The organism is Brooklawnia cerclae (genome assembly GCF_011758645.1).
Taxonomy (GTDB): Bacteria; Actinomycetota; Actinomycetes; order Propionibacteriales; family Propionibacteriaceae; genus Brooklawnia; species Brooklawnia cerclae.
On the sequence record NZ_JAAMOZ010000004.1, the window covers coordinates 44,901 to 64,267 of the forward strand.

Below are 19,367 nucleotides of genomic sequence, written 5' to 3' on the forward strand. Positions count from 1 at the left end.
AGCACCAACGTGGGCAGCCGCCTTGCCCCGCCCCCGACGACAGGAGCAGACAGCAGATGGCGAGCCGAAAGGACCTGCTCAAGGCGTACTCCTTCACCACGCAGCGCCTGGTCGCTTCGCTGGTCGACCGGGATCCGGACAACGCCACGGGCCCGCTCCGGCGAGTGGCGACGGCGACCTTCGTGGGGATCATGATCGGGGTGGTGCTCGTCGCCGGCAGTGCGCTGCTGGGCTATCTGCGTCCCGGTCAGTCGAACGCCTGGAAGCAGGACGACGGTGCCCTGATCGCCGATGTGAACTCCGGACTGCTCTTCATCTACTACAAGAGCGAACAGACCGGCGAGGAGACACTGCTCCCCATGGCGGACGTCGCCTCCGCGCGCCTGGCGATCGGCGGTTCGGAGATCAAGGTCGTGAAGACCGACAAGCTTCAGGGCATCCAACAGGACGCCATCCGCGGCATCCCCGACGCACCGCGTCAGCTCCCGCCGACCTCGCAGATGAACCCCTACCCGTTCCGCACATGTTCGACGTCGCCCGACAGTGACGGCGAGCGCTACATCACCATCGAGGTCGGAACCGAGTCGTCCTCCGAGCCGACGACCGTGGACGACGACGTCGCCGTCATCGTCGAGGCGGACGACGGGGAGCACTTCCTCGTGATGAACGGGCAATACCACCACCTCTACCGGACGGGCGGATCGAGCAGGTCGGCGGTGGCGTCCTACCTGCCGGTGATCTCCACGGGCAACGCCTGGCTGTCGGCGCTGCCGGAGGGTCTGCCCATCGAGCCCCTCGACATCCAGAACCGGGGAGGCGTCCCGACCGTCCGGCAGGTGCAGCCCGACATGACGATCGGGAGCGTGGCCATGGTGGAGGCCAGCGAGCTCAACCCCGAGCCGCGCTATTTCATCCAGTTGGCCGACGGCCTGGCGGAGACGTCGTTCCTCAACATGGCGACCGAGCTCGCATTCTCGGGCGGAGGACGCACCGACCCGATCAAGATCACGGCGCAGGCAGCCGACATGAACATGAGCGAGACCACGCCGCGGTTGACAACCTCCGGCATCCCGATGGGCCGCCCGACCGCCCCCAGCACCCAGGAACAACAGCCGTCGGTGTGTGCGACCTACGTCGACCCGGACGCGAACGACGGTCGGACGACGCCCGTGATCACGGTCGGTTCGCCGACGCCCGAGCTTCCCACCTCCGTGGCCGAGAACCCCCCGAGCCGGGCCTACGCCGACTACATCGAGGTCGACCCCCTGCACGGCGCGCTCCTGCAGGACATCGCGGTCGCCGAGGACCAGTCGGACGAGGGCCCTACCTTCCTGCTCACCGACGCACGCGTCTACGGCATTCCCGACCGTAGCTCCCGCGAGTCGCTCGGCTACGCCCCGGGCGGATCGAGCGCTGCCCCCGTCCTGCGGGTGCCGGGAATGCTGATCCGGCTCGTCGGGCCGGTGGACGTGCAACTGTCGCGCGATGCCGTCGTCCCGGCGCTGCCCGCCGACCTGAAGGTACCTGAGTAGTACTCACTACATTCAGCCTGACGAGCAGCTATGCGTTTGAGTACCACCTCCCGGCAGCCATGACCCCCGTTTTGCCTACTGTTGAACGTGTAGGGAGAAACTCAGCCTCGGGCTTCGGTCGTTGGCTGGGCACACACAAACCGAGCCCCAGCTCGAACCCCCATGTGGAAGGAAGGCAGCAATGTCGCAGGACCAGCAGCAAAACCGGTACGAGATCGGCGTGGCCATCCAGCAGCTCAGCGATGCCGACCAGCAGATCGAGCGAATCCAGGCCACCCTCCGCAACGAGATGGCAGCTCTTCAGAGTTCCTGGCAGGGCAACGCGTCCGCGGCGTTCAGCAAGGCCCACAGCGCCTTCGACGACAAGTTCGAGACCACTCAGAAGGAACTCCAGCGTATCCAGGAAGTGCTGCAGAGCTCGCTGGGCGACTACACCCGCAACGAAGCCGATCAGGAGCAGGCCTCGTCCGCGATCTTCAACGCGCTGAACTTCTGAGCCCACCCGCAACCACACCATCCAGGAGAGCATCATGAGCGACTTCACCCGTGTTTCCGCCGCAGGCATGCAGGCCGGTATCGAGTCCCTCGCCAAGGCCAACCGCGACCTTCAGTCGACTCTCGAGTCCCTCAAGAGCGAACTGCAGGGTTCGCTGGCGAACTGGGACGGCAATGCCCAGCGTGAGTACAACACCGTCCAGCAGCGCTGGGACCAGCAGGCGATCGAGCTGAACAATGTCGTCCAGCAGATGACCCAGGTACTCGGCCAGATCTCGCAGGGCTACGACGACAACGAGCGTCGCGTCGCCGGTCGCTGGAGCTGAGTCACGGTCGTCGCAGGGCCTCGTCATCCAGGGGACGGGGCCCTGTGGCATGTCCGGGACCCGTTCGAGGAGAATCCGGCGAGGTCATCTCGCGTCCGCGTGACACAGTTCCTTCGAACGACCCGGACGCCATACGAGGCGAAAGAAAACACCTTGTCAGGCGGATTCGTTTGTTAGCCGTCGGGAATTTGAAGGAACTGTGTCACGCCCGTCCGCTGTAACCGCCTCCGCACCCGGCGATCGCGCCCGGGTTCAGGCTCCGCGGCTGCCTCAGTGCAGCAGTTTGCTCATCCGGCGGTCGGCCAACGGCTTCCCACCGGTCTGACACCCCGGGCAGTACTGCAGGGACGAGTCGGCGAAGCTCACCTCGGCGATCGTCGTCCCGCACACCGGGCACGCTTCCCCCGTCCGCCCGTGGACGCGCATCCCGGCTCGCTTGTCGTCCTTGAGCTGCTTGGCCGGTAGACCGCGAGCCCGTACCAGTGCGTCGGCCAGCACGGTCTTGACCGCCACGAACAGATCGCCACGGCGATCCGCGTCGAGGCCCGACGCGGGAGCGAACGGGCTGAGCCTGGCGGCGTGGAGTATCTCGTCGCTGTAGGCGTTGCCGATGCCGGCGATCACCCGCTGGTCGCGGAGCACACCCTTGATCTGCGCCCGGCCCGCACGCTCCAGGACCGTGTCCAGAGCCGCGCGATCGAAGGCATCGTCCAGCGGATCGGGCCCCAACGTCGCGATCCCCGGCACCTCACCCGGGTCACCGACCACGTAGACGGCGAGTTTCTTCTGTGTGCCACCCTCCGTCAGGTCGAAACCGGAGCCGTCGTCCAGCGCGACGCGCAGGCTGAGCGGCCCCTTGCCGGGCCGGGCCGGCCTGACGGATTGTTCGTCCTTCCACGTCACCCATCCACCTCTGGCCAGATGAAACACCAGGTGAGTCCCCTGCGCATCGACATCGAGGAACTTGCCGAACCTGTGGACACCCGCGATCTCGGCGCCCACGATCGCATCGAGGGGCGGCGCGTACGTCTTGAGGGCGCTGAAGTCGACGAGCTGGATGCCGGCGACCACTCGGCCGCGCAGCCGCTCGTCCAGAAAGCCCGCGAGGGCCTCCACCTGGGGAAGTTCGGGCATCACCACTCCTCGTCCGACATGGTTCTACCCAGCCATCGTCTCCCATCGCGGGCCGGCTTTGAAGAGGGACGCGGCGAAGTCGCGCCGCCCATATCCCGGCGGGTGCTGCGCCGGGAGCCGGAAGGCAACGGCGAGGGCGGGCAGTACGACGATCGCCGTGACCGCCTCCGAAGCAGCCCGGGCTCGCCTCAGGCCTCGTCAGGCGCTAGCACCGTGATGACCGCGGAGTCGTCGAGGGCGTCCTTGCCCTGCGCGTTCCCCAGCAGGTACAGCTGTTCCGCGGCCGCGGCGACCGGGGCGGCCAGATGCACCGATCGGCATGCGGCGTTCACGATGCCCATGTCCTTGACGAAGATGTCGAGGCGGCTCCTGACCTCCGCCCCGCCCTCGTCATAGGCCTGGAGCATGCGCGGCCCCCGATCCCCGAGCATGAAGGACGCGGCCGCGCCCGCCATCAGGGCCTCGAGCACCTGGGCCTTGTCGAGCCCGAGTCTGCCGGCCAGGGCGAGCGCCTCCCCCGCCGCCGCGATATGGACGCCGCACAGCAGCTGATTGACCGTCTTCATCTTCTGTCCGTCACCCGGTTCGTCCCCGATGCGGACGAGTGTCGACGCCAGGGCGGTCATGACCGGCTCGGCCAGGGCCCATCCCCGATCGGTCGCGCCGACGGTCATGAGCAGGTCGCCCCTGCCGGCTCGTACCGGTCCTCCCGACACCGGTGCGTCGATGAGGTCGATGCCTTCCTGGGTGAGGCGAGTGGCGACGTCCTGCACGGCCTCGATGCCGACCGTCGACGTGAGCAGAACGGCCGAGCCCTTCCTCATGGCGGACGACACCCCCGCCTCGCCCCACAGCAGGGTGACGAGCTGGGATTGGTTGCGGACGGCGACGAGCACGAGGTCGGCGTCGCGAACGGCCTCGTCCCCCGACGAAGTCACGACGACCCCGGCTCGGCGGGCGAGGGCCGCGCGCGCCTCGGCGACGTCGAAGGCGCGCACCGGAAAGCCCTGCGCGGCGAGCCAGGTGGCCATGGGCAGACCCATGGCACCGAGGCCGAGCACCGCGACGGTGGGCGCGGGGCGAGTCTGCGGACTCGGAGCGGATCGGGACATGCTGATCTCCTTTGACCGTGAAGGGATGGTGATCGTGACCGGTTTCCCACGATCGGGTGGGCAGCTGGTGCCGGACGAGCGGATGGAATCAGACCGACAGCTTGTCGACGACGTCGGCGAGCGACTCGGGGCCACCCACGTTGCCGGCGAAGACGACGTAGGGGATCCCTCGCGCGGGCCCCTCGACGGGTTCCCAGAGCGAGACGATGCCGGGCAGCATCGGGCCACGGACGAAGGCCCGCGTGATGCCCAGCCCGCGGGAAGCCACATCGCTCGACGTGATGCCGCCCTTGGCGACCACGAAACGTGGTGGATACCCGGCCAGCACCCGTCGCGCCACCTCGACCACGGCATCGGAGACAGTTCGGGCGATGGCCAGGGAGTCGGCGGCACCGTCACCGGTCACCAGCGCCCGTGACGTGCGGACGACGACGTTGCCGTCGGGGAGCGCGGCGAGCGCCTGCCCGACGATCGCATCAAGGTGCTCGTCGCGATCGGGGCCGAGCACCGTGGGCACGGAGATCTCCAGCTCGGTCGGGTTGCGCCGGGCGCGCAGGACGTCGAGTTGGCTGGTGGTCAGTTGCACGTGCGACCCGACGACGACGAGACCACCGGCGGAGTCCTCGGCGAGACCGCCCGTCCGGATCGCCGCGAGATCGTCCCGCTCCAAGGGCGGGTGGACGTCCTGGCCGATCCTGGCCCGGACGAACGGCGGGCCCACGCGATAGATGAACCGGCTGCCGGCGTCCTCGGCCTGCTGGAGCGCGAGTGCCAGCCGCCGCAGGTCGCTCTCGTCGACGATGTCGGGGACGATCGGCTGCTCGTCGTGCGCGCGGCGCAGCCTCTCCACCACTTTCGGCAGGTCGGTTCGCAGGTCGGCGAGCGGGATCTCGACCACCGAGGACGCCGGGATCGAGCCTCGGCTTTTCTCCTCGACCCAGTCGGCCAGCCGGGAGCTCCGGTAGCCGAAGGTCGCGTCCCGCGCGAACTCGGTCTCACCCACGGGGGTAAAACCCTCGGTGAGGCTGCCCGCGTAGTGGATACCGTGCACGGTGATGCGTCCGGCCTCGCCGAACGCGGGGACGACGACGATGCCGTCGATGGACCGGCCGTCGTGGTCGGCGATGCACCTCGCCAGCACCTGGGGTTCGAGTGGGAAGTGCCCGCGCAGGGTCGAGTCCGACCGCGATACGAAGTCGACCCTGATTCCCGTACGGTCCGACGCTTCGAATGCCGCCCGGGCCACCTCCCGGTTCCGCTCGGCGGCGTCGCCGGGATCGAGGCTGCGCGAATTCGTCATCACGTAGACGGCAGGGCGTCCCTGAGTGAGCGCCCAGGCGAGCGAGTCCGGCGTCCAGTCGGTGAGCACGGGGAGATCCGCGACCGATTGGGTGCCGGTGGGGTCGTCGTCGAGCACGATCAGGACGCGCCCGCCGTCCCCCGAACAGGCGCGGACCTCCTCCGCGGTGACGGTTGCGGGCGGCGGGCATGCGCTGAGAAGTTGCTGGTAGCTGATGGACACGGCTCCCCTTCGAGTTTGTCATCAGATATCTGATGACTACATACTAGTGAGCCCCTCAGGCCGGCGCAAGAGTGCGCGTCAGCCGGCCCGCACCACCACGGGGCCGTGAAGCCACACCCGCGCCACATGCTCGACGTCGAGGTCGAGAGCGCGGCACAGCAGGACGACGGACCCGAACGCGGGTGACGGCAGGCGGCCGGACTCGACCTTGCGCAACGTCTCCGGAGACATCTGTGCGGCTGCGGCGACCTCGTCCAGGCTTTTCTCGCCACGAGCGGCGCGAAGCGCCTGACCGAGCCGTCGTCCCGCATCGATCTGCTCGGGCGTGAGAGGGTTGCGGACCATGTGCGACGCTCCTCGAATCAGGGACTGGTATAATCATACCAACCCGTTCCGGTTCGAGGCGCTGTTGCGACCACCGGTCGGTATTATTATACCAGGAGACGTGATGATCGAACTCAAGACAGACGCGGACATCGCCCGCATGCGCGAGGCTGGGCGATTCGTCGCCCAGGTGCTCGACGAGCTGCGCGCGATGGTCGACGTCGGGGTGAACCTGCTGGACATCGAGTACCGGGCCCGGCAACTGATCCAGGCACGCGGTGCCGTCTCCTGCTACTGGGACTACGCGCCCTCGTTCGGCAACGGCCCGTTCCGCAACGTGATCTGCCTGTCCGTCAACGACGCGGTGCTGCACGGACTGCCCCACGATCAGGTGCTCCAGGACGGGGACCTGCTGAGCATGGACTTCGCCGTGTCCGTCGACGGCTGGGTCGGCGACCACGCGATCAGCGTCATCGCCGGAAACCCCCGCGAACAGGACGTCCGCCTCATCCGCGCCACCGAGGAGGCACTCGCGGCCGGTATCGCCGCTGCCCGGCCCGGCAACCGGATCGGCGACGTCTCCCATGCCATCGCCGAGGTCGCCCACGCCTACGGATACTCGCCCAACGACGAGTTCGGTGGCCACGGTGTCGGTCGCACCATGCACGAGGGCCTGTCGGTGCCGAACATCGGACGCCCCGGACGCGGCTTCCGCCTGCAGCCCGGGCTCACCTTCGCCGTGGAGCCGTGGCTCGCCGCCGGAACCGACCGCGTCATCTACGACCCTGACGGCTGGACGATCCGCTCGGCCGACGGCTCGCGCGGCGCCCACAGCGAGCACACCATCGCCGTCACCGAGGACGGGCCGCTCATCCTCACCGCCGAATAGCGCCGCGGCTCCAGGTCACCGCGACGCGACGTAGGTGTCGAGATCGTTCTGCGTCTGGTCCATGTGGGAGGTCATCGCACGCCGGGCGGCATCCGGGTCGCGGGCCGCGATCGCGTCCAGGACGCCGTGGTGCTGCACGATGGCATTGGTGCGGATCTGGCCCACCGACGAGGTCTGCGTCCGCGAGAACTCCAAGGTCGACCGCATCGGATCGAAGATGGCCGCCACGAAGGGATTCTGCGTACCCCGGAGGATCGCGTCGTGGAAGTCGATGTCGGCGTCCACGAAACCGGCCACGTCGTCCTCGTGAGCCGCCGCCTCCATGCGTGCCACGCAAGCCCCCAACTCGTCCACGAGGTCGTCCGACCGCCGCACGGCGCACAACTCCGCCGCGCCGATCTCGATCATCCGCCGCACCTCGATGAGCTGGGCCGACACGCCGGTGCCGTTCGGGTCGAGCCGCTGCAGGCGGGCGATGGCATCGATGTCGCGCCAGTGATCGACGGGCACCACGAACGTCCCCACCCCGTGCTCGACACGGATGATCCCGCGCTGCTCCAGGCCCTTCATCGCCTCGCGCACGGTCAGGCGGCTGACACCGCACTCGCGCGCGAGTGTGTCCTGGTTGGGCAGTGCACCCGACTCGAAGTCGCCCGCCAGGATGCGGTCGAGGAGCTGGGTCGCGGTCGCGTCGACAAGGTTCTCGCGCGTCACATGGCCCCCTTCGCCCGCAGGTGCCGCAAGGATATCCCAGCGCCCCCGCACCGCCCCGCCGAACGCATCGATCACGCCGTCCGGTCCAGCAGCCAGTCCCCCGGACGACGCATCCGCGACCAGGCGGTGTCCGGGGCGTCCAGTGCCGTACCGAGCCTGGCCAGGTAGTCATCCCGCGAGATCTCGCTCGCCCCCATCGATGCGAGGTGCTCGGTGACCCACTGGACGTCCAGCAGCGCCTCACCGTCGAGCCTCGACCGGAGTTCGTTGACGAGCCGACCGAGGGCCACCTTGGACGCGTCCCGCCCGAGTTCGGGGTCGTGGAACATCGACTCGCCCGCGAACAGTCCCCGCAGGCTCACGCCGTACAGGCCCCCGACGAGGCGCCCCCGGGCATCCCAGGTCTCGACCGAATGGACGAGCCCTCGTCCGTACAACTCGGTGTACACGCGGCGCACCTCAGCGTCGATCCATCCGCCGGGACGCGACGGGTCGGCGCACCGCAGCAGCACCTCCTCGAAGGCCTGGTCGATCGTCGTGGTGTACCGGCGGCCCGACTTGCGCAGGCTCCGCGTCACGCGCAGGTCGTCCAGGTCGAGCACTCCCCTGCGAACCGGTGACCACCAGCCCATCTGCCCGTCGAAACCGGACTCGTGAAGCGGCATCGGGAAGACGCCGGAGCAGTAGGCGGCCAGGACGATCGAGGCGTCGAACTCGTCGCTGAACGCGATGAGGTCCTGGTCCGGCCACTGGCCGGAAGGCCCGAACGCGCGCAATATCACCCTGTCATTGTCCCACTGGGGTCCGACAACGCCGGTTTCCCGGCGCTCGCTTCGACAGGCTCACCGAGCCAACGATCCTTGAGCCCGTCGAAATGACCACCAGCCACCGGCCCTTGAGCCCGTCGAAAGGACCACCAGCCACCGGCCCTTGAGCCTGTCGAAAGGACCGGCCACCCAAGCGCCGCCACCTACCGCTGGTGGCGCGGCACCCACTCGCTCAGCGGGTTGCCCACGTACAACTGCCGGGGCCGGTAGATACGCTGCGTCGGCTCGTCGTGCAGTTCCTTCCAGTTGGCGATCCAACCGGGCATCCGCCCCATCGCGAACATCACCGTGTACATGTTCAGCGGAATCCCGATGGCCCGCAGGATGATGCCCGAGTAGAAGTCGACGTTCGGGTAGAGCTTGCGCTCGACGAAGTAGTCGTCGCGCAGCGCCTCGTCGGCCAGTTCCTGCGCGAGCCCGAGCAACGGGTCCTGTGTCTTCAGCGAGTTCAGCAGGCGCTCGGCGGCCTCCCGGAGGATCTTCGCGCGCGGGTCGAAGTTCTTGTACACCCGGTGACCGAAGCCCATGAGCTTGACGTTGTTCGAGCGGTCCTTCACCTCGTTCAGGAACTGCCGGGGGGTCAGCCCCTCGCGACGCATGCGCTGCAGCATCTGGACGACCTCGACGTTCGCCCCGCCGTGCTTGGGCCCCCACAGGGCGACGACACCGGCCGAACAGGACGCGTACAGGTTCGCCTCGCCGGAGGCCACCATGCGCACCGTCGAGGTGGAGCAGTTCTGCTCGTGGTCGGCGTGCAGCACCAGGAACATGTTCAGCGCGTGGCTCACCTCGGGGGATGCCTCGTAGAGCCGGTAGGGCTGCGAGAACATCATGTGCAAGAAGTTGTCCACGTACTTGAGGTCGTGGCGGGGGTACATGATCGGCTCGCCGATGCTCGACTTGTACGACGCCGCGGCGATCGTCCGCACCTTGCTCATGAGACGCGCCGCGTACATCAGCAGGGTCTGATCGTCCCCGGGCTCGATCTTGGGCCGCTCATGGGTCGACAACGAGTTGATCATGGCCGACATGATCGCCATCGGGTGCGAACTCGTGGGGAACGCGTCGAAGTGCTTCATCATCGACTCGTGCAGGGGTGAGCTCTCGGTGAGCAGGTCGGTCAGATGCTCCCGCTCCTCCCTGGTCGGCAGGCGGCCGAAGATCAGCAGGAAGCTGGTCTCCACGAAGCTGGACCTCTCCGCCAACTGCTCGATGGGGATGCCGCGGTAGCGCAGGATTCCCTTGTCACCGTCGATGTAGGTGATCGCCGACCGGCACGACCCGGTGTTCACGTAGCCCTCGTCCAACGTGATCATGCCGGTCTGTGATCGCAGGCTACTGATGTCGATCGCCCGTTCGCCCTCGGTGCCGACGACGATCGGAAGCTCGTAGATCTGGCCATCGATCTCGAGGTGCGCGACGTCCGTCATGTGGTTCCTCTCTGTCAATCAGCTGCGGGGGTGCTCAGCCACGGGCCAATCCTCCCCCCGATGACGCAGTGCGGCGATGCTAGTCCACGCAGCGCCCACACGCACGGGCGGTCCTCACCGATCAGGGCCAGGTCCGGGAAGCATCCCTGGGCCAATGTCGTCAATCGCGTTACCGTTGAGGGGTCCCGAGAACAGCCGAGGAGCCCGCATGGCTGACACCGACCAGATCGGCAAGTCCATCATTGCAGCCGCCCCTATGAACGCGCCCAGCGGCGCGGGCTGGGTTCTGCGCCGCCTGGTCGACTTCGGCATCGAGGGAACCGACCAGCTGCCCGGGGCGCGCGTCTCCGCCGGGCACCACCTCGAGCGGCACGGATCGGTGGAGGCGGCCGTCGACGCCCTGATCGTCACGCACACCGCGCTGAGCGGGACGCAGGGCTTCATCACCAATCTCGGTGGCCTGGCCACTCTCCTGATCGGCGCACCGGCCAACCTGGCGAGCATCGCCGCTCTTCAGAGCCGCATGGTCGGTGCCATCGCACACCTGCGCGGATATGACCTCGACGATTCCCGCGTTCGCCACGCGATCCTGATGACCCTGCTCGGCAAGACGATCGTGGACGACCTCGTCGCCAGCGGCGACCTGCCCGGCACGCCGCTCGTGGTCGCCACAGCACCCGGAATCGACCGCAACCTCGAGCAGCTCATCGCCCAACGCGTCATGACCGCGATGCTCACCGCAGCCGGCGGCAAGCAATTGGTCAGCATCGTCGCCAAGCGGATCCCGATCATCGGTGGCGGTGTGGGCCTGGCGACCGACAGCTGGAACACCATCGCCGTCGGACGCTACGCCCGCGAGCAGTTCGTCAGCCGCCGTCCGACGCTGACGACGTAGACCGCGCGCCGTCCAAACGCCCGTTGAGCTTGTCGAAACGCCCGTTGAGCCTGTCGAAACGCCCGTTGAGCCCGTCGAAACGAGCCCCGTCCCTTCGACAAGCTCAGGGACCGTTCATTCAAACGCCCGTTGAGTTCAGGGGCCGTTCGTTCAAACGCCCGTTGAGCTTGTCGAAACGAGCGTTGAGCCCGTCGAAACGAGCCCATGTCCTTTCGACAAGCTCAAGGACCGCCCGTTCAGCTCAAGGACCGCCCGGTGAACTCGTCCCTTCGACAAGCTCAAGGGCCGCCTAGTCAAACGCCCGTTGAGCTTGTCGAAACGAGCGGCCTCCGACCCGCGCATCAATCGCGGTATACCCGCTCCACCCGCTGGTTGATCAGGCAGGTCACCTCGTAGCTGATCGTCCCCATCAAGCCCGCGAGCTCGTCGGCACCGATGGCCTGGTCGCCCTGCCGGCCGAGGACGACGACCTCGTCCCCCACCTTCACCGGCGGCTGCGAGCCGGGGGTGGCCGGGCCGAGATCGAGCATCGTCTGATCCATGCAGACCCGACCGGCCACCGGGTAGCCGGCGCCCCCGACGAGCATGCGTCCGCGGTTGGAGTTGAGGCGCGAGAACCCGTCGCCATACCCCACCGGCACCGTGGCCACCCAGGAGTCCTCAGGTGCGGTCCAGGTGCGGCCGTAGCCCACGGTCTCGCCCGCGAGCACCCGCTTGACGAAGCTCACCCTCGACTTCCAGGTGAGTGCCTGCTGGAGCTCGACGGGACGCGGGGTCCCCTCGGGGTCGGGGTAGTAGCCGTAGACCATGATGCCCGGGCGCACCATCGTGCACTCGGGCACCGGATGGCCGAGCACAGCACCCGAGTTGGACGCATGGACGAGCGGCACGGGGGCCAGTCCGGCGTCCGCACGGGCCTGCTGGACGTCGCGGACCGCGGCCAGGAACCTGGCCAGTTGGGCCCGTGTGAACTCGTCCCCACGAGGTGTGTCGCTGATGGGCAGGTGCGTGAACAGCCCCTGCAGGTCGAGGCCGCGCTCGGCCACGAGCCCGGCCATGGCGACCGCGTCCCGGGGCTCGCACCCGATACGGCGCATGCCCGTGTCGATGGCGAGGTGGACAGGGTAGGCCGACCGCCCTGCCCTGTCGGCGGCTCGTGCGAGCTCGTCGATGGTGGTCGCGTCGACGACCGGCACGGTGATGTCGGCGGCGATCGCGGCGTCCAGTTCCTCGGGAAAACAGTGGGACAGCCGAAGGATCGGGGTGTCGATGCCCGCGTCGCGCAACTCGATGCCCTCGGGAGTCGTCGCGACCCCGAACCAGTCCACGAGTCCTTCGGCGACCAGGTGGCGGGCGACGGGCACAGCACCGTGCCCGTATGCCTGGGCCTTCAGCGCCACCAGCACCTTCTTGCCGGGCGCCAGCGACCGGGCCTGGCGCACGTTGTGGGCGATGGCAGCAAGATTCACTTCCGCGTGTGTCGCGTAGAGCATGAAGCCATCCTTGCACTGCCGTTCGGGACCCGGCACGAGGGCGGCGGGGGACGACCCGGCCGCCGTCCCGAACAGCGCAGGTCAGTAGAGCAGCGCCAACTCCGGGGACGCGAGGATCTCGCTGATGTCGGCAAGGAACCTCGAGCCGCCCTCGCCGTCGATGAGCTGGTGGTCGAAGCTGAGCGCGAGCGTGGTCACCCAGCGCGGTTCGATTCGCTCGTCGTCCCCGGTGCCCACCACCCAGGGGCGCCGTTTGATCGCGCCCATGGCGAGGATCCCCGACTCGTCCCCGTTGATGATGGGGGTGCCGCTGTCGATGCCGAAGACGCCCACGTTGGTGATGCTGAAGGTGCCCCCGGAGTAGTCGGCGGGTTGGAGCTTGCCCGCCTTCGCCACCGCCACGATCTCGTTGATCGCACGGCACAACTCGACCAGGCTCAGGGTCTCCGCCTCCCGGATCACCGGGACGAGCAGGCCGCGTGGCGTCGCCGCCGCGATGCCGAGGTTCACATGGTCGTGGTGGACGATCTCACCGGCGCGGGCGTCCCAGGACGCGTTGAGGTCGGGCTGCCTGGCCATCGCGAGACACACGGCCTTGGCGTGCAGGAGCAGCGGCGACACGTGCAGGTCGCGGAACTCGCGGCGCTGCTTGAGGGTCGCCACCAGGGCCATGGTCGCGCTCACGTCCAGCGTGTTGAACTCGGTGACGTGCACGTGCTTGCCCACCGAGCCGGCGACGGCCTCGGCGGTGGCCTTCCGGACGCCCCTGATCGGCACACGCGCACCGTCGTCCACCCGGTTCATCCCCGCGGCGGCCTCGACGTCGGCCCGGCTCACGGACCCGCCCGGCCCGGTGGGGCGGATGGACTGCAGCGCGACCCCGAGATCGCGCGCGAGCCGCCGGACCAGCGGCTTGGCGAGCACCTTGCCCACCGGGGTGGTGGTGGGCCTCTGGACGGGAGCGGGGGCCGTCACGGGCGCCGCGACCGGGGATGGGTTGCGGCACCGCGTGGCGGGCTCGGGGATGGGACCGGAGCCGACGAGGTTCGCGGGAGGGGCCTCCTCGGGCTCCGCGGCCTGGGGCACGACGGGGGCCGGCAGGGGCTCGCCGGGCGAGCCGTCGTCGATCTCGATGATCGGGCTGCCGACGGCCACGGTCTGTCCGACGGGGGCCAGCAGGCGTCCGATCGTGCCCGAGACCGGGCTCGGCAGTTCCACCAGCGACTTGGCGGTCTCGATCTCGACGAGGATGTCGTTGATGCGCACCTCGTCGCCCTCGGCCACGAGCCAGTTGACGATCTCTGCCTCGACGAGACCCTCACCAGGGTCGGGCAGGTTGAACCGGAACATGCGTCCTTCCTTGTCAGTAGCCCAGTGAACGGTCGACGGCGGCCAGGATACGGTCGACGCCGGGCAGCCATTCAGCCTCGAGGCGACTCGGGGGGTAGGGCGTGTCGTAGCCGGTGACGCGCAACACGGGCGACTCGATCACGTAGAACAACTCCTCGGTGATGCGCGCCGCAAGCTCCGCGCCCGGCCCGTACGATCCGGCTGCCTCGTGCACGACGATCGCGCGGCTCGTGCGCCCGACGGATTCGAGGATGGTGGTCATGTCGAGCGGCGACAGGCTGCGGACGTCGACCACCTCGACGCTCCGCCCCTCGTCCGCGGCGACAGTGGCCGCGTCCAGGCACGTTCGCACCATCGGTCCCCACGCGAGCAAGGTCACCTCGGCCCCGGGACGCACCACTGCGGCCTCGTGCAGGTCGCGCCCGGGCGCGTCCAGACGGACCGTTCCCTTCTCGTGATAACGGCGTTTGGGCTCGAGGAAGATCACCGGGTCGGGTGAGGCGACGGCCTGCTGGATCATCCAGTAGGCGTCGTGCGGGTTCGAGGGACTGACCACCGTGAGGCCCGGGGTGTGGGTGAAGTACGCCTCGATCGACTCCGAGTGGTTCTCGATACTGCCGATGCCCCCGCCGTACGGGAACCGGACGACGACCGGCAGCCCGACGCGCCCATGGCTGCGGGAACGCAGCTTGGCGAGCTGCTGGGTGATCTGGTCGAACCCGGGGAACACGAAACCGTCGAACTGCAGTTCGACGACGGGCCGGTAGCCGCGCATGGCCATGCCGATGGCCGTGCCCACCAGACCCGACTCGGCCAGCGGGGAGTCGAGCACCCGGTCGGCGCCGAACCGCGCCTGCAGACCCTCGGTGACGCGGAACACCCCGCCGAGCGGCCCGATGTCCTCGCCGTACATGAGCACCCGGTCGTCGGCCTCCATGGCTGCCCGCAGCCCGGCGTTGAGCGCCTTGGCGAGAGTGAGGGTGGACGAGGAGACCGCCGTCGCCGTCTGGCTCATCGGGCCACCCGTCCGAGTGCCTCGGCGCGTTCGCGTTCCAGCAGGTCGGTCGTCCCGGCGTACACGCGGTCGAAGACCTGACCGAGCGACGGGTCGGGGACGCGGTCAACGGCCGCACGCACCTCGGCGCCGAACGCCTCGGTGTCCTGGTCGAGCTGGGCCTGCTGGGCGTCGTCCCACTCACCCACCGAGCGCAGCCACGCGCTCGTCCGGGCGATGGGATCGCGGTGCTGCCAGCCCTCGGACTCGTCCGCGGAACGGTACTTGGTGGGATCGTCGCTGGTGGTGTGGGCACCCATCCGGTAGGTGAACGCCTCGATGAGGGTCGGCCCCTGCCCCGTCCTGGCACGGTCGAGCGCCCAACTGGTCACGGCCTGCACGGCCAGTACGTCGTTGCCGTCGACCCGGATGCCGGGGATGCCGAACCCCCAGGCCCGCTGATAGAGGGGGACGCGACTCTGCCGCTCGACAGGCTCGCTGATCGCCCATTGGTTGTTGACGCAGATGAACACGGTCGGCGCCTGATAGGCGGCGGCGAAGATGTACGCCTCGTTGACGTCGCCCTCGCTGATCGCGCCGTCGCCGTGGAAGACCACACTCACACCCGGCTCGGACGACGGACGCTGCCCGTCGGTGCGCCGCGCGTCCTCCCGGCGGGCGTCGGCCGCCATGCCCATCGCGTAGCCGACCGCGTGCAGGGTGTGCGCGCCGATCACCATCGAGTAGTGGTGGAACCGCAGGGCCTCCGCGTCCCAGTCGCCCATCTCGCAGCCCTTGAAGATGCCGAACATCCGCTCGATGGGAAGCCCCATCAGCATGCCGACACCGTGCTCGCGGTGGCTGGGGAACACGTGGTCGGTTCCGCCCAGAACGCTGTGGACACCGACCTGGATCGCCTCCTGCCCGAGCAACGGGGCCCACAGGCCGAGTTGGCCCTTGCGCTGCAGAGCAGTCGCCTCGGTATCGAAGCGCCTTATCAATGCCATGTCCCGCAATAAAGCGGCTGTCTGGTCCGGAGGGGCGATCGGCGCGAAGTCCGGATCGTCCACTCGTACGCCACTGGGATCGACCAACTGCACCATCGGGGTGACGGACGCGGCGGGCGCCTCGAAGCGTCCACGCCCGGCCGTCCCGGACGCGCCGACCGGCTGGCCCATCGACATCGAACTGGTCACCCTGCCTCCTTGGAACCGGAAGTTACCGAACCGTAGGTTGCTGCCGGAATCAAGGTTACCGATTCGTAGGTTTCATGGCGGGAAGATGCCTACGGAACCGTAGGTAGGTTCTTGTGGGTTTCCGACAACGCGCACGAGGCCCGAGGAGAAAGGGAGCCCGTCGAAAGGGGCGGTCACTATCGAAGAGTCGGGCGTTTCGACAGGCTCAACAGGCGTTTCGACAGGCTCAACGATCGTGAGCGCCGGTCCCCGGTCTCGGTCCCTGAGCTTGTCGAAGGGAAGCCTGCCGAAAGGGAGCCTGTTGCCGGGGACCCCCGCAGCCAGAGCCGAGATTCAGTCGCCGAGCGTGGCGACCATGACCGCCTTGATGGTGTGCATGCGGTTCTCGGCCTCGTCGAAGATGATGTCAGCGTTCGCCTCGAAGACCTCGTCGGTGATCTCCAGACCCTCCAGACCTGTGAGCTCATGGATCTGACGGCCGATCGCGGTTCCCAGGTCGTGGTAGCTGGGCAGGCAGTGCATGACCTTCGTATCGGGCTTGCCGGTGCGCGACAACAGGTCGGCGTTCACCTGGTACGGGCGCAGCAGGTCGATGCGGGTGTCCCACACGTCCTTCGGCTCACCCATCGACACCCAGATGTCGGTGTAGACGACGTCGGCGCCGCGAACACCGGCGTCCACGTCCTCGGTGATGGTGATGCTCGCGCCCGAGCCGGACGCGAGCCGCTCCGCCTGCGCCACCACGTCGGAGGACGGCTGGAGCTCGGCAGGAGCGACGACGCGCACGTCCATGCCCATGAGCGCACCGCTGACGAGGATCGAGTTGCCGATGTTGTACCGGGCGTCACCGAGGTAGGCGATCGAGACCTCCGACAGCGGCCGGCCGAGGTGCTCACGAATCGTCAGCTGGTCGGCCAGCATCTGGGTGGGATGCCATTCGTTGGTGAGGCCGTTCCACACGGGGACGCCGGACCGGGCCGCGAGTTCCTCGACCCGGGTCTGCTCGAAGCCGCGGTACTCGATCCCGTCGAACATGCGGCCCAGGACGCGGGCGGTGTCCGCCACCGACTCCTTGTGGCCCAGCTGCGACCCCGACGGGTCGAGGTAGGTGGTGTGTGCGCCCTGGTCGTGCGCGGCCACCTCGAACGCACACCGCGTGCGGGTCGACGTCTTCTCGAAGATCAAGGCGATGTTGCGTCCGACCAATCGCTGCTCCTCCCTGCGTTCGCGCTTGGCCGCCTTGAGGTCCGCGGAGAGGTCGAGCAGGTATTCCCACTCGTCGGCGGAGAAGTCGTGTTCCTTCAGGAAGCTGCGCAGGTGCAGGTCGGTCATGGCACGACTTTAGTGTTTCGCCCGGCCGGGCACCGAACGGCTCCGACCTGCGGGCACCACCACGAGGGCATCCGGCTCGTGTTCCTAGGGCCGGCCGAGCGCATCGAGACCACCACATCGCAGGGTCGTCCTCGGGTCGCGTGACAGATGTCCTTCAAATTGGCGCGTCTCCGCCTTCATCGAGGCGTTTCCCCTAGCCGCGATTCTCGCGCCCACAATTTGAAGGAACTGTATCACGCGGTCGCCGGGTAACCGGGAGCACATGGGGACGGGGATGCCCCGCAGCAGCGGGCCCGGCCCGGGGATGCCCCGCCCGATACGCTCGTGGGGTGACACCGCTCATCACCTTCGTCTGCTGGGGCAACATCTGCCGCTCTCCCATGGGCGAGCGGATCGCCCTGGCGTGGTCCGAGCAGGAGGGTCTGGGCATCCGTGCCGATTCCGCGGGGGTCAGCGACGAGGAGCGCGGCAACCCGATCGACCCCCGGGCGGCCCGCATCCTACGCGTCCACGGATACGACCCGGGCGCTCATCGCGCCAAGCTCGTCACCTCCGCACTCGTAGGCGCATCCTCGCTCGTCCTGGGTTTCGAGCCCCAGCACCTCCGCATGCTGCGGCGCATCGTCCCGGACGCCACCAACCTTCGTCTGGTCACCGACTTCGATCCGTCGGCGAAACCCGGCAGCGGCATCCCCGACCCCTGGTACGGCGGGCCGGCCGACTTCGAGGAGACCCTCGCGGCGATCGAGGCGGCGATGCCCGGCATCCTCGCCGAGGTGCGCGGCGCGGACGACGACCTGGCCGGTCGGGCAGGCTAACCACGGGCGCCGCGTCCCTCGCCGATGTCGATCGGCACACGGAACGCACGGCTAGTCTGGACGCATGACCCTGTTCCTCATCGGAGGCGGTCCAACGCAGGCCGTCGCGCCCGTGCTCGATGAGTTCGTTGCCGCCGCCCGCGGCCGCGGCAACCGCATCGCGGTCGCGATCCTCGGTTCCGAGGACGAGGCCGCCGGATTCCTCGACGCGTACGCCGATCCGATCACCTCCCGCTTCCCCGAGGCACTGATCGAGCCCGTCTGGCTGATCGAGCCCGACGACGGTCCGATCGCATGGCCCACGGCGCCCGAGGACCTGGCCGGGCTGGTGGTCGCAGGTGGCTGGACCCCTGGATACCTCGACGCGCTCACACCGCAGCGCGAGTTGATCTCGACCCTGGTGCGCCGCGGCATCCCCTATCTCGGCTGGTCGGCGGGAGCCATGATCGTCGGTCGCCACGCCATCGTCGGCGGATGGCGTCATCAGGGACGCCAGGTGGCCCCCGAGATCGTCGGCGAAGGCAGCACCGAGCTCGACATCCGTGACGGCCTGGCTCTCATCGGGCCGAGCATCGAGACCCACGCCGACTCGCAGTTCCTCGTGGGACGCGCCATGGCGGCGCTCAAGGTGGGCCCGATGCGGTCGGTGGTGCTCATCGACGAGGACACCGCGCTGGTGGTGGACGCGTCGTCCGGGCGCACGGCCGTGATGGGTCCCGGGCGCGTGGCATGGGTGAGCGGAGAGGCCGACGAGTTCGTCGTCCGGTTCGAGCCCCGGCACTGATGTGCCCCGGGCGGCTGAGTCCGTCGAGGACGGCCCGATCGTTTCGACAAGCTCAACGGCCGTGACATCGGTCCCTGAGCCTGTCGAAGGGACGCGGTCGTTTCGACAGGCTCAACGAGCGTTCCGGCCGTGACATCGGTCCCTGAGCCTGTCGAAGGGACCCTGGGACAACGATCCGCTCCTGCAGCGGCGCGTATCGG

General features: G+C 68.5%; 19 protein-coding genes. 7 read left to right on the plus strand and 12 right to left on the minus strand.

Annotated features, from left to right (window positions below):
* Positions 1 to 56 precede the first annotated feature (56 nt).
* The 3 genes from eccB to FB473_RS16055 all read left to right on the plus strand — a co-directional run bounded on the left by eccB (position 57) and on the right by FB473_RS16055 (position 2,353).
* On the plus strand, positions 57 to 1,532 hold the full coding sequence (gene eccB, locus FB473_RS16045) for a type VII secretion protein EccB (RefSeq protein WP_167171249.1): 1,476 nt from the start codon (positions 57 to 59) through the stop codon (positions 1,530 to 1,532).
* A gap of 181 nt (positions 1,533 to 1,713) precedes the next feature.
* Positions 1,714 to 2,028, plus strand: a complete 315-nt coding sequence (locus FB473_RS16050) for a WXG100 family type VII secretion target (RefSeq protein WP_167171252.1) — start codon at positions 1,714 to 1,716, stop codon at positions 2,026 to 2,028.
* A gap of 34 nt (positions 2,029 to 2,062) precedes the next feature.
* Complete coding sequence (locus FB473_RS16055) at positions 2,063 to 2,353, plus strand: WXG100 family type VII secretion target (RefSeq protein WP_167171255.1); 291 nt, start codon at positions 2,063 to 2,065, stop codon at positions 2,351 to 2,353.
* Positions 2,354 to 2,623: 270 nt separating this feature from the next.
* Here the strand turns inward: FB473_RS16055 and FB473_RS16060 are convergent, their stop codons facing one another.
* From FB473_RS16060 to FB473_RS16075, 4 genes are all read right to left on the minus strand, one after another.
* Positions 2,624 to 3,487 carry a DNA-formamidopyrimidine glycosylase family protein gene (locus FB473_RS16060; protein ID WP_167171258.1) on the minus strand — a complete coding sequence of 288 codons (864 nt, stop codon included), beginning with the start codon at positions 3,485 to 3,487 and terminating at the stop codon, positions 2,624 to 2,626.
* Positions 3,488 to 3,675: 188 nt separating this feature from the next.
* Positions 3,676 to 4,599, minus strand: coding sequence for an NAD(P)-dependent oxidoreductase (locus FB473_RS16065; RefSeq protein WP_167171262.1), 924 nt, complete (start codon positions 4,597 to 4,599; stop codon positions 3,676 to 3,678).
* A gap of 88 nt (positions 4,600 to 4,687) precedes the next feature.
* Positions 4,688 to 6,121, minus strand: coding sequence for a four-carbon acid sugar kinase family protein (locus tag FB473_RS16070; RefSeq protein WP_341770154.1), 1,434 nt, complete (start codon positions 6,119 to 6,121; stop codon positions 4,688 to 4,690).
* Between the two features lie 78 nt (positions 6,122 to 6,199).
* On the minus strand, positions 6,200 to 6,466 hold the full coding sequence (locus FB473_RS16075) for a helix-turn-helix domain-containing protein (RefSeq protein ID WP_167171265.1): 267 nt from the start codon (positions 6,464 to 6,466) through the stop codon (positions 6,200 to 6,202).
* 103 nt (positions 6,467 to 6,569) lie between these two features.
* Here FB473_RS16075 and map point away from each other — a divergent pair, with 103 nt between their 5' ends.
* Positions 6,570 to 7,334: a type I methionyl aminopeptidase gene (gene map, locus FB473_RS16080; protein ID WP_167171270.1), complete on the plus strand. Its 765-nt coding sequence runs from the start codon at positions 6,570 to 6,572 to the stop codon at positions 7,332 to 7,334.
* 15 nt (positions 7,335 to 7,349) lie between these two features.
* Here the strand turns inward: map and FB473_RS16085 are convergent, their stop codons facing one another.
* From FB473_RS16085 to FB473_RS16095, 3 genes are all read right to left on the minus strand, one after another.
* Entirely contained in the window at positions 7,350 to 8,048 is a 699-nt protein-coding gene (locus FB473_RS16085) for an FCD domain-containing protein (RefSeq protein ID WP_167171273.1), read from the minus strand.
* A 71-nt stretch (positions 8,049 to 8,119) separates the two neighbouring features.
* Positions 8,120 to 8,830, minus strand: a complete 711-nt coding sequence (gene aat / locus FB473_RS16090; protein ID WP_167171276.1) for a leucyl/phenylalanyl-tRNA--protein transferase — start codon at positions 8,828 to 8,830, stop codon at positions 8,120 to 8,122.
* A gap of 188 nt (positions 8,831 to 9,018) precedes the next feature.
* Positions 9,019 to 10,305: a citrate synthase gene (locus FB473_RS16095; RefSeq protein ID WP_167171280.1), complete on the minus strand. Its 1,287-nt coding sequence runs from the start codon at positions 10,303 to 10,305 to the stop codon at positions 9,019 to 9,021.
* Positions 10,306 to 10,513: 208 nt separating this feature from the next.
* Between FB473_RS16095 and FB473_RS16100 the strand changes: the two genes are divergently transcribed.
* Entirely contained in the window at positions 10,514 to 11,200 is a 687-nt protein-coding gene (locus FB473_RS16100) for an EcsC family protein (protein ID WP_167171283.1), read from the plus strand.
* A gap of 341 nt (positions 11,201 to 11,541) precedes the next feature.
* On the opposite strand, the gene alr is transcribed toward FB473_RS16100, so the two are convergent.
* The 5 genes from alr to argF form a co-directional block, all read right to left on the minus strand.
* Complete coding sequence (gene alr, locus FB473_RS16105) at positions 11,542 to 12,693, minus strand: alanine racemase (protein WP_167171286.1); 1,152 nt, start codon at positions 12,691 to 12,693, stop codon at positions 11,542 to 11,544.
* A gap of 81 nt (positions 12,694 to 12,774) precedes the next feature.
* Positions 12,775 to 14,043, minus strand: coding sequence for a dihydrolipoamide acetyltransferase family protein (locus tag FB473_RS16110; protein WP_167171290.1), 1,269 nt, complete (start codon positions 14,041 to 14,043; stop codon positions 12,775 to 12,777).
* A 13-nt stretch (positions 14,044 to 14,056) separates the two neighbouring features.
* Positions 14,057 to 15,058, minus strand: coding sequence for an alpha-ketoacid dehydrogenase subunit beta (locus FB473_RS16115; RefSeq protein ID WP_167171294.1), 1,002 nt, complete (start codon positions 15,056 to 15,058; stop codon positions 14,057 to 14,059).
* The gene (locus FB473_RS16120; RefSeq protein WP_341770155.1) at positions 15,055 to 16,233 is read right to left on the minus strand and encodes a thiamine pyrophosphate-dependent enzyme; all 1,179 of its coding nucleotides are present in this window, start codon (positions 16,231 to 16,233) and stop codon (positions 15,055 to 15,057) included. Before FB473_RS16120 ends, FB473_RS16115 begins: the two co-directional genes overlap by 4 nt.
* Before the next feature lie 333 nt (positions 16,234 to 16,566).
* Positions 16,567 to 17,565, minus strand: coding sequence for an ornithine carbamoyltransferase (gene argF, locus FB473_RS16125; RefSeq protein WP_167171298.1), 999 nt, complete (start codon positions 17,563 to 17,565; stop codon positions 16,567 to 16,569).
* 329 nt (positions 17,566 to 17,894) lie between these two features.
* Here argF and FB473_RS16130 point away from each other — a divergent pair, with 329 nt between their 5' ends.
* Positions 17,895 to 18,383 (plus strand): arsenate reductase/protein-tyrosine-phosphatase family protein, encoded by a 489-nt coding sequence (locus tag FB473_RS16130; RefSeq protein WP_167171302.1) that lies wholly within the window; start codon positions 17,895 to 17,897, stop codon positions 18,381 to 18,383.
* A 64-nt stretch (positions 18,384 to 18,447) separates the two neighbouring features.
* A complete protein-coding gene (locus tag FB473_RS16135) occupies positions 18,448 to 19,167 on the plus strand; it encodes a Type 1 glutamine amidotransferase-like domain-containing protein (protein WP_167171305.1) in 720 nt (239 codons plus the stop codon).
* Positions 19,168 to 19,367 lie beyond the last annotated feature (200 nt).